This is a genomic window from Rhodococcus sp. (in: high G+C Gram-positive bacteria), from assembly GCF_049299235.1.
Taxonomy (GTDB): Bacteria; Actinomycetota; Actinomycetes; order Mycobacteriales; family Mycobacteriaceae; genus Rhodococcus.
Map to the genome: position 1 here is coordinate 1 of NZ_JBAQXC010000228.1, position 10,312 is coordinate 10,312.

General features: G+C 66.4%; 8 protein-coding genes. 3 read left to right on the forward strand and 5 right to left on the reverse strand.

Annotated features, from left to right (window positions below):
* Window positions 1-442 (reverse strand): thiamine pyrophosphate-binding protein (locus WAX14_RS13400; RefSeq protein WP_422628548.1); only part of this gene is annotated, 442 nt, incomplete at its 3' end.
* Window positions 443-448: 6 nt separating this feature from the next.
* Window positions 449-883 (reverse strand): nitroreductase family deazaflavin-dependent oxidoreductase, encoded by a 435-nt coding sequence (locus tag WAX14_RS13405; protein WP_422628549.1) that lies wholly within the window; start codon window positions 881-883, stop codon window positions 449-451.
* A 117-nt stretch (window positions 884-1,000) separates the two neighbouring features.
* Between WAX14_RS13405 and WAX14_RS13410 the strand changes: the two genes are divergently transcribed.
* Window positions 1,001-1,222, forward strand: coding sequence for a hypothetical protein (locus tag WAX14_RS13410; RefSeq protein WP_422628550.1), 222 nt, complete (start codon window positions 1,001-1,003; stop codon window positions 1,220-1,222).
* On the opposite strand, the gene WAX14_RS13415 is transcribed toward WAX14_RS13410, so the two are convergent.
* The 3 genes from WAX14_RS13415 to dnaE all read right to left on the reverse strand — a co-directional run bounded on the left by WAX14_RS13415 (window position 1,182) and on the right by dnaE (window position 7,856).
* Complete coding sequence (locus WAX14_RS13415) at window positions 1,182-2,753, reverse strand: glutamate synthase-related protein (protein ID WP_422628551.1); 1,572 nt, start codon at window positions 2,751-2,753, stop codon at window positions 1,182-1,184. The two genes, WAX14_RS13410 and WAX14_RS13415, sit on opposite strands and share 41 nt — an antisense overlap.
* Before the next feature lie 70 nt (window positions 2,754-2,823).
* Entirely contained in the window at window positions 2,824-4,203 is a 1,380-nt protein-coding gene (locus WAX14_RS13420; protein ID WP_422628552.1) for an FAD-dependent oxidoreductase, read from the reverse strand.
* 116 nt (window positions 4,204-4,319) lie between these two features.
* Complete coding sequence (gene dnaE, locus WAX14_RS13425; RefSeq protein ID WP_422628553.1) at window positions 4,320-7,856, reverse strand: DNA polymerase III subunit alpha; 3,537 nt, start codon at window positions 7,854-7,856, stop codon at window positions 4,320-4,322.
* A gap of 205 nt (window positions 7,857-8,061) precedes the next feature.
* Between dnaE and WAX14_RS13430 the strand changes: the two genes are divergently transcribed.
* Entirely contained in the window at window positions 8,062-8,373 is a 312-nt protein-coding gene (locus WAX14_RS13430; RefSeq protein ID WP_422628554.1) for a hypothetical protein, read from the forward strand.
* The coding region (locus WAX14_RS13435; protein WP_422628555.1) for a hypothetical protein at window positions 8,370-10,312 on the forward strand (1,943 nt) is incomplete at its 3' end. The genes WAX14_RS13430 and WAX14_RS13435, both read left to right, overlap by 4 nt.

Consider the following 10,312-nt stretch of genomic DNA (forward strand, 5'->3'; position numbering starts at 1 on the left):
GCACGACACGGGGTGCCTGACCGGCCGCACTGATCAGCTCGGTGTACGACGAACATTCGACGAACAGCCGGTCCGGGTGGGTTTCCTGGAAATAGCCGGACCCGATCTGAACGGACGGGATGTGCGAGGCGATCGCCAGGACCGGCGCGCCGGACCGGTGCGCGTCGTACAGGCCGTTGATCAAGTGCAGATTGCCCGGCCCACACGAGCCCGCGCACACCGCGAGCCGGCCGGTGAGCTGTGCGTCGGCCGAGGCCGCGAACGCCGCGGCCTCCTCGTGCCGCACGTGGATCCAGTCGATGCCACCGGCCGCGGCGCCACCGGTCCGGCGCACCGCGTCGACGACGGGGTTGAGGCTGTCCCCGACGATGCCGTAGATGCGTCGCACTCCCGCATCGACGAGCTGCCCGACGAGTTGATCGGCGACGGTGCGCGCGGCCATCGGTCCCTACTTCCGTTCGAGGACGAAAACCGGGATCTGCCGGTCGGTCTTCGTCTGGTAGTCGGCGTAGTCGGGGTACGCCGCGACCGCGCGCTCCCACCACAGTTCCTTCTCGTCGCCGTGAACCTCGCGGGCGGTCATGTCCTGCACCTCGGTGCCGTCGCGCAGTTCCACGTGCGGATCCGCAACGACGTTGTGGTACCAGACCGGATTCTTCGGGGCCCCGCCGAGCGACGCGACCACCGCGTAGGTGCCGTCGTGTTCGACGCGCATCAACGGCGTCTTGCGGAGCTTGCCGCTCTTGGCGCCCCGGGTGGTCAAGATCACCACCGGCATCCCGTTCATGGTGGTGCCCGCGGTGCCGCCCGAGGATTCGTATTTCTCGACCTGATCCGCGGCCCACGTCGACGGGCTTGGTTCGTATTCTCCGATCAAAGGCATACGACCCAGTCAACACCGTCCTGTGCTCTGCCACACGATCAGTGAAAAGTTCGTTGACCCGAATTCACACCTGCGACTACCCTGAAGGAAGTTTTTCCGGAACCGCAGGAGCATGTGATGACCACCCTCGACACCACGGACCGACCCCGTCGCACCGCCGGCATCGACCTGGCCGGCACCGAATGGCCGCTGTACAAGATCGAAGCCCTGGTGGCCGGGTTCCTGATGCTGTTCGCCCTGTTCGTCATCACCGGTTCCGCACAGACCGCCGTGCTCTCGGCCGCCGCGGCCGCCACCGTCACCTGGTGGATTCGCCTGGCGTACTACCGCCGCGGCTAGCGATGTCCGCGGCCACCATGATGCGGACGATCTCCGCCCGGTCAGCGCCACCCGGAAGTCCCCAACCGTCGCGATAGTCGTACAGTTCGGCGAGGGTCACCGAGCGGCGGTTCCCGTCGGCCACCTCGACGTCCTCGGCGGTGATCAAACTCGGATGCTCCACACCGCACGCCAGCGCCACCTTGAACATCTCCCGCCGCAGCGCCCGCAGATACTGTTCGACGCGGTCGGACTTCGACGGCACATCCAGCCCCTTGACCAGCCACGGATTGTGGGTGGCCACCCCGGTCGGGCAACCACCGGTGTGACATTTCTGGGCCTGGACGCAACCGACCGCGAAGAGTTCCTCGCGGGCGACGTTGACCATGTCGCAGCCGAGTGCCATCGCCGCGATCGCGTTGCCGGGCATCCCGAGCTTGCCCGAGCCGATGAACGTGACACGGTCGGTCAACCCGGCCTCCGCGAACTGCCGATACACGCGGGCGAATCCACTGCGGAACGGCAACGACACCGAATCCGTGAACACGAGCGGCGCTGCTCCAGTTCCGCCTTCACCGCCGTCGACGGTGACGAAGTCGACGCCGCGGTCACCGCTGCCCATCGCCTCGGCCAGCACCCGCCAGAACGCCATGTCCCCTACCGCCGATTTGATCCCGACGGGAAGCCCGGTCACCGACGCGAGCAGTTCCACGAAGTCGAGCATGCTGTCGACATCCCGGAACGCGGTGTGCTGCGACGGGCTCACCACGTCCCGCCCCGCCGGCACTCCGCGGATCTCGGCGATCTGCGGCGTGACCTTCGGCCCGGGCAGCAAGCCACCGAGCCCCGGCTTTGCGCCTTGACTGAGCTTGATCTCGATCGCCTTGATCGGCGCCGACTCGGTGAGCGCGACGAGCCGGTCCAGGTCGAAGCGGCCGTCGCGGTCACGGCATCCGAAGTACGCGGTGCCGATCTGGAAGATCAGGTCGGCACCGTCGCGGTGGTAGTCCGACAACCCGCCCTCACCGGTGTTGTGCAGGCAGTCCGCCGCCGCCGCGCCCCGATTCAGCGCCGCGACCGCCGCCGACGACAACGCCCCGTAGCTCATTCCCGACACGTTGACCAGCGACTGCGGCCGAAACGCCTTCGGCCGGCCGCGCGCTGCGCCGAGAACCTTCGCCGACGGCATCACCACGTCCTCGTGGCTGTGCGGATCCGCGGACGGCGGGATCCGTGAAAACGTCCGGTGTTTGATGATCGTGTACCCGTCGGTGTACTCGACGTCGTTGTCCGTCCCGAACCCGAACGTGTCGTTTTCCCGTTTCGCCGACGCATACACCCAACGACGCTGATCGCGGGTGAACGAGCGTTCCTCGTCGTCGCGGGTGACGACGTATTGGCGCAGTTCCGGGCCGATGGACTCGAGCAGATACCGGGCGTGTCCGATCACCGGGAAGTTTCGCAACAACGCGTGCTGACGTTGCAGCAGGTCGTACGCCGCCACGGCCGCGACCGCCGCAGCCGGAATACCGAGCGCTCTGGACCACCGCATGCAATTACGGTAGGTGGCGGTGCCGGGTGCGCACGGCGATATGCGCCGAACCCGCCCGGCACCTTCCGGCTCAGCGCACGGCCGCGACGGACGGTACCGCCGATGGAGTGGGCGCCGGGCGCCGGCGAAGACTGGCCGCGCAGACCCGCGCCACCAGGGCGGGGTGCGCCAAATTGCGGGGCGGATCGTAGAGTCCGCTGATCCGGAGGAACCGCAGTGCGACCGACGGGTCTGTCTCGGCGGCAGCAAGAATCCGGTCGACGTACGCGTTGCCGATCCGAACGCTCCACGGTCGTGGACCGTCGACCTCCGGCAGCGCCAAGTCTGCTCCGGTCGCGAACTTCCACGCCGTCCCCACCGGCCGGGCCGACGCACGGAAGAAGCTGGATGCCACGGCGGAACCACTGCGGTTCAGGCACTTTCGTAGCTCTCTCGCTTCGAGAGCGGCGACGGTCATGCCCTGCCCGTACACCGGATTGAAACTGCAGATGGCATCACCGAACACGAGCAGACCGTCCGGGAACCTGCTCATCCGCTCGTAGTGCCGCCATTGGCTGGACGGATAGCGATGCCTCGCGACGGCGCCGACCGGTTCGGCCGCGCGGATCACCTCGATCACATGCCTCGGTGTGAACGACTCCACGAACTCGATCATGCCGGTGAGATCGCTCGGCGGTTCCGTGCCCACCATCCCGGTCACGGTGAACATCCACGTATCGTTCTCGCAGGCGAGCAGTGTCATGCCCGTCGGCCGACCCGGCTCCACGCCGACGATGACCACCTTCTCCCGCAGTGTTCCCGGCGGGATGCGCAACAACTGACTGCAGTAGGTCACCGTGATGACGAGGCGCTCTTCCTCCGGACGTCCGTAGCCGAGCTCCTCGAGAAGCGCCGGTGTGCGCGCACCGCGACCCCGCGCGTCGACCACGAGATCAGCGGTGAGTATCCGGGCGTTGCCACCGCTTCCCACCTGCACGCCGGTCACCCGACGCCGATCGGCGGTGGCGGTGCACGCTCCGGCGCCGTGACCGTCGAGGATCGTGACGTTCGGGATCGCGCGCAGCCGGTTGCGTACCCGGCTTTCCAGGAACGGCCTGCTCGGCAGGTACGTCGCGAGGCCCTCGCGCACGTGTCCGCCGCGCCCGAACGTGTGCCCGCCGAAGGCGAGGTGGATCCGACTCAGATCGCCGTACGCGATCTGCGGCACACCCTCGGAGACCAGACCGTCGAGCAACCCGGGAAACAGTTCGTCCATCGCCGCCGCTCCGGACGCGAGCAGCGCGTGGGCATGCCGGCCTTGTGGCACGCCGCGCCGATTCTCCGCGCCGGTGGGCAGCACGTCCCGCTCGACCACGGTCACCGTGTCGTAGAACTCAACCAGCGCCCGAGCGGCCAACAGCCCGCCCATGCTGCCCCCGAGAACTACCGCCCGACCGCCGATGGTGTTCATGACTATCGCCTCGCAAGAATGCCCGGTAAGTACACATTCCATGCTGGGTCGTCGATCGTCGGAGCGCGCGAGTAGTGCACTACCCGAAAGTCGCTACCGCCGCGGCACTGCTCCGGTCAGGTAGCCAGGCAGCCCGGCCCGAGCAGCGCCTTCAGATCACCCATCAACGCCGACGACGGTTCCACCCGCAGACTGTCGTCGACCTTGAGCAAGGTGATCTTGCTGCCGGAGATCAGGCGCACATGCACGTCCGAGGTACCCGGATGCCGGGTCAGGACGTTCTTGAGCGCCCCCACCTTGTCCGGGGTGCACAGCCGCGTCGGCATCGACACCGACAGCGGTTTTGCGACACCGACCTGCGAAAGATCCGGTACCGCAAGGTCGTTGGCGATCAACGAGATCCGGTCGTCGCGGATCGACACGCGCGCTTTGACCAGCACCACCGAGTCCTCCACGACATCCATCCCGTACACCGAATAGGACTGCGGGAAGAACAGCACCTCGATACCACCGGACAGGTCCTCGATCTGCGCGGACGCCCAGGCCAGACCGTTCTTGTTGATGCGCCGGTTCACCGACGCGAGGATGCCGCCGACGGTGACCTGGTGGCCGTCCTTGACGTCACCCTCGAGGATCGCCGGGATCTGGGTGTCGGCCTGCGCGGCGAGCACATGTTCGATGCCGTTGAGGGGATGCCCGGAGACGTACAGGCCGAGCATTTCTCGTTCCAGGGCCAACCGGTGCTTGGTGTCCCACTCCTCGTCGGGGATCTTCACGTTGAACACCGACGTCACCGACTCGTCGGAATCCGCACCGCCGAACAGGTCGAACTGGCCGATGGCCTCCGCCTTCTTGGTGCTCATCACCGCGTCGATCGCATCGGCATGCACCAGCATCAGGCCCTTGCGCGGATGCGCGAGCGAATCGAACGCGCCTGCCTTGATGAGGGATTCGGTGACCTTCTTCGAACACGCCAGAGAGTCGATCTTGCCCAGGTAGTCGGAGAAGTCGGTGAACGCGTCCTTCTCCCGACGTGCCTTGATGATCGACGCGACGACGTTCGCACCGACGTTGCGTACCGCACCCATGCCGAACCGGATGTCCTCACCGACCGCGGCAAAGTCGACGCGCGAGGCGTTCACGTCGGGCGGCAGCACCGTGATACCCATCTTGCGGCAGTCCGCGAGATACAGCGCAGCCTTGTCCTTGTCGTCGCCGACCGAGGTGAGCAGACCCGCCATGTACTCGGCCGGGTAGTTGGCCTTGAGGTAGGCGGTCCAGAACGACACCAGACCGTAGCCGGCGGCGTGCGACTTGTTGAACGCGTACCCGGCGAACGGAAGCACGGTGTCCCAGAGCGCGGTGATCGCCGCCTGCGAGAAACCGTTGGTCTTCATGCCGTCGGCGAAGCCGTCGTAGGCCTCGTCGAGGATCTCCTTCTTCTTCTTACCCATCGCGCGGCGCAGCAGGTCGGCCTGGCCGAGGCTGTACCCGGCGACCTTCTGCGCGATCTGCATGATCTGCTCCTGGTACACGATCAGACCGAACGTGTCCTTGAGGATTTCGCGTAGCGGTTCCTCGAGTTCGGGATGGATCGGCTTGACCTCTTGCCGATCGTTCTTGCGGTCCGCGTAGTCGTTGTGGGCGTTCATGCCCATCGGGCCGGGGCGATACAGCGCGAGAACGGCGACGATGTCGTCGAATCCGGTCGGTTGCATGCGTCGCAGCAGGTCGCGCATCGCACTGCCGTCGAGCTGGAACACACCGAGCGTGTCGCCTCGGGCCAGCAGTTCGTAGGTCGGCTCGTCCTCGAGCGGGAGCGTATCGAGGTCGATGTCGACGCCGCGGTTCTCCTTGATCAACTCGATCGCATCGCCGATGACAGTGAGATTGCGCAGACCCAAGAAGTCCATCTTCAGCAGGCCGATGGCCTCGCACGACGGATAGTCCCAGCCGGTGATGATCGCGCCGTCCTGCGCGCGTTTCCACACCGGGATCGCATCCATCAGCGGCTCGGACGACATGATCACCGCACACGCGTGCACGCCGGCGTTGCGGATCAGGCCCTCGAGCCCCAGCGCGGTGTCGTAGATCTTCTTCACATCCGGATTCGAGTCGATCAGCGAGCGGACCTCGACGGCCTCCTTGTACCGCTCGTGATTCGGATCGGTGATGCCGGAGACCGGAATGTCCTTGGCCATGATCGGCGGCGGCAACGCCTTGGTGATCTGATCGGCGATCGCGAAACCCGGCTGACCGAACTGCACGCGGGCCGAGTCCTTGATGGCGGCCTTCGTCTTGATGGTGCCGAACGTGATCACCTGCGCAACCTTGTCGGTCCCCCACTTCTCCGACGCGTACCGCACCATTTCACCGCGCCGACGATCATCGAAGTCGATATCGATATCGGGCATCGACACCCGCTCGGGGTTCAGGAACCGTTCGAACAGCAGACCGTGCGGGATCGGATCGATGTTCGTGATGCCCATCGCGTAGGCCACCAGCGACCCCGCCGCCGAACCACGACCCGGACCGACCCGGATACCGACATCCTTCGCATGGTTGATCAGGTCGCCGACGACGAGGAAGTAGGCGGGAAAACCCATCTCGTTGATGACGCCGATCTCATAGTCGGCGCGGGCGAGGTAGTCCTGCGGGGGGCCGCCGGGGAAGCGACGGTCCAGGCCGCGCAGCACTTCGTGCCGCAGGTAACTCTGCTGGGTGTGGCCGTCGGGCACCGGGAAGACCGGCATCCGGTCGCGGTGCTCCCACACCTCCGCGTAGGACTGCACACGTTCACCGATGAGCATCGTGTTGTCACACGCGCCCGGCACCTCGGCGTCCCAGATCGCGCGCATCTCCTCGGCGGACTTGAGGTAGTAGCCGTCACCGTCGAACTTGAATCGCGTCGGATCCGACAGGGTCTTGCCGGTCTGGATGCACAGCAACGCCTCGTGGTTCTCGGCGGCGTCCTTCGTGACGTAGTGGCAGTCGTTGGTCGCGAGCGGCGCGATGTCGAGTTTGCGGCCGATCTCGAGCAGACCCTCACGGACACGGCGTTCGATGGACAGACCGTGGTCCATCAGTTCGAGGAAGAAATTGTCCTTGCCCCAGATCTCCTGCCATTTCGCGGCGGCCTCGAGGGCTTCGCGGTCGTGCCCGAGCCGCAGCCGCGTCTGGATTTCCCCGGACGGGCAGCCCGTCGTGGCGATGATGCCCTCGTGGTGCGTGGCGATGAGCTCCTCGTCCATGCGCGCCCACTTACCGAGCTGACCTTCGATCGAGGCGAGCGAGGACAGCTTGAACAGGTTCCGGAGGCCGGTCGCGTTCTCCGCGACCATCGTCATGTGCGTGTACGAACCGGAGCCGGACACGTCGTCGGACTTCTGGCTGCGGTCGCCCCACAACACCCGCTTGGTGTTGAACCGGGATTCCGGTGCGACATAAGCCTCGATGCCGATGATCGGTTTGATCCCGAACTTCGTCGCCGCGTTGTAGAACTCGCTCGCACCGTACATGTTGCCGTGGTCGGTCATGCCGACCGCGGTCATCCCCAGGCGCTCCGCCTCCTTGAACAGCGGACCGACTTTCGCGGCACCGTCGAGCATCGAGTACTCGGTGTGGTTGTGCAAATGAACGAACGAGTCAGCCACGCGTGTCACTCCCGGGAAGTCAATGGGCACCGACGAGTGTAGGCCCCCGTGCCGACGCGATCGATCAGCCACACCGCTGTGTATGCTGCCGTGCGTATCGGAGTCAGGGGGACTTCCGATTCGGGGTGAACCCGACACCACAGGGGGTGCTGGTGATCTTGTTCTGGTCGGTCCGGGTCCGTTCGTTGCGGGCCGGGTGGTCGTGGTGAAAGTCGATCCGGAGATGCTCGCCGCGCTCGCCACCACCCTCATACACCACGCCGACGAAGTCCGGCGCGCGGGCAACCCGCACCGCACCGGACCGTGGTACGACCTCGGGCAACTGCCGCATTCGTTGCCGGAGTCGCAACTCGCCGCCGTCTCGGCCGAGGTGGTCGCCGCCCTGGCCGGTGCGTTCGATGTACTCGCCGGTCCGATCGACCAGATGGCGTACCTCGCCGGCGGCGGCGCGACGGACTACGAGATCGCCGAGGACGAGTTCGCCGCACTCCTTCGTGACGCGAAGGTCGTCGCGTGACCCCGACGAAGGCCGCCGTCGCCCGATGGAATCCGCAGCAACTGAGCCACGTCGCAGCCGCGATCGACGGCGCCCAGCGCTCGCTCGCCGACATCGCCCGATCCGTCTTTCGGGATGTGTCGTTGATGCGCGACCACGACCTGTGGGTGAGCGATGCGCAGGCGGCGGCCGAAGAACGCGCCGACGTCGAAAGCCGCAGAATGGTGCGGTGCGCCCATCTGGTGGCGGCCGTCGCCGAGGTGTACTCGTCCGCGCAGAGAAGCCTCGACGCGGCACTGATGCATGTCCTGGGCACGGTCGCCAACGCTCATGCCGCCGGAGTGATCGTCGGCAACGACTGGACGGTCGCGGCCGGCACCGTCGACGACGCCGGCGAACTCGACTATTGGCGGTGGACGGTCGGCAACGCGATCACCGCCCTGACCGCGGCCGACGCCGCTGCCGCCCGCTCTGTCCTCGACGCGCTCGACGAACTGCGGGCCGTCGCCGACGAATCGATCGGAACGTCCGGGCTCGAAGGTCGCGCCCTTGCCACGAAAATCGCCGACGGCGCCGAACTGTCTCCGGACGATGTCGACCGGTTGCTCCGCGACCTGCGCGGAATCCAACCGAGCGTCGAGCAACTCGAGGCATTGGCGCGCGGTGAGCAGATCGCCGTGCCGCAGGCCACGCTCGACTACGTTCGGGAGTTGTACGGCACGCTCGGGGTCGACGGGTTCGTCGAACTGTCCGAACAGCTCGGCGACAACGGTTCGATCGACGGCCGACGGCTCCTCGCGAACGGACTCGCACTGGCAGCCGGACCCGGGGTCGTGAGTGGGACCGGAGCAGGCACCATGCCGGCTGGTGTCACGGCGTTCTTCGACGAGCCGGCCACCGCCGTCCGCGCGACCGGTAATCCACCGGTGTTCTACACCGCCGTGCCGAACGCGGGCGTGCTCGATCGATTCGCGCAAGCCTACGGTGCCGGAGATCCGGCGTTGCAGCAGAACAATCCGATCAACCGGGAGTTACTGGAACGAGCCGGACTGCTGGCCGGTATCGATCCCGGTCCGCGCAGCTTCATCGAGGTGGACGATGCCGGATCGACGACGTTCGACGGACTCCTCGAGAACCTGGTCGACGCGGGCGGTCGCGATCACGGGAGCGTCCACGACCTGGTGGTGAACCCGACCACTCGCGAAGGCACGATGCTTCCCCTGTTACAACATGATTGGCCGGAATCCGATGAACCGGCGGTGTCCCGGATGTTCGACTGGATCGCGGCGGATGCGATACCACCCGACGATGATCACGGGGCAGGTGAACGCGCAACGCGGGCCGGGGAAACCGCTTTCGGCTTGTCGCAGTTGCTGTCCGCTCGCCACGCGGAACTGCTCGATGTTCCCGGCGCCGACGGGAAGTCCCTCGGCGAACTGAATCCGGCGGTGACACAGGGACTTGCGCGGGCCGTCGCACCGTATCTCGCCGACATGGTGGGTGTTCCCGCCGAGGACACCGGGACACGAGGATTCGGAGCCCTCGGCTTCCAGAACGCACCCCCGCTCTACGCGGTGCTGTCGAGTGACGTCGACGCGGCCGGGCACCTGACTGCGCAGGCCTCGACGTCGGTCGCGTCCCTCGAGCAGGTGTGGGCGACATCCGGTGCGACGAACACCGATTCGCGAATCCACTACGGGGTGTGGGCGGGACGGTTGGCCGGGGTGGTCGACAGTGGACTCGATCTCGAACTGGCGAACCGGCGCAGCGACGCGGCAGATGCGATGGACCGGCGTGGCCTGGTGTTCGACAGCGCCAAAGCCGCACTGTACGGGTCGGCGTCGTTCATTCCTCTGGCCGGCCCGTTCCTGGCGACAGGCATCGACGTCGCCTCCCCATCCGTGCGTGAGGCGTACCTGAGCACAGCCGACCAGATCGAATCGATGACAGCGAATTCCTC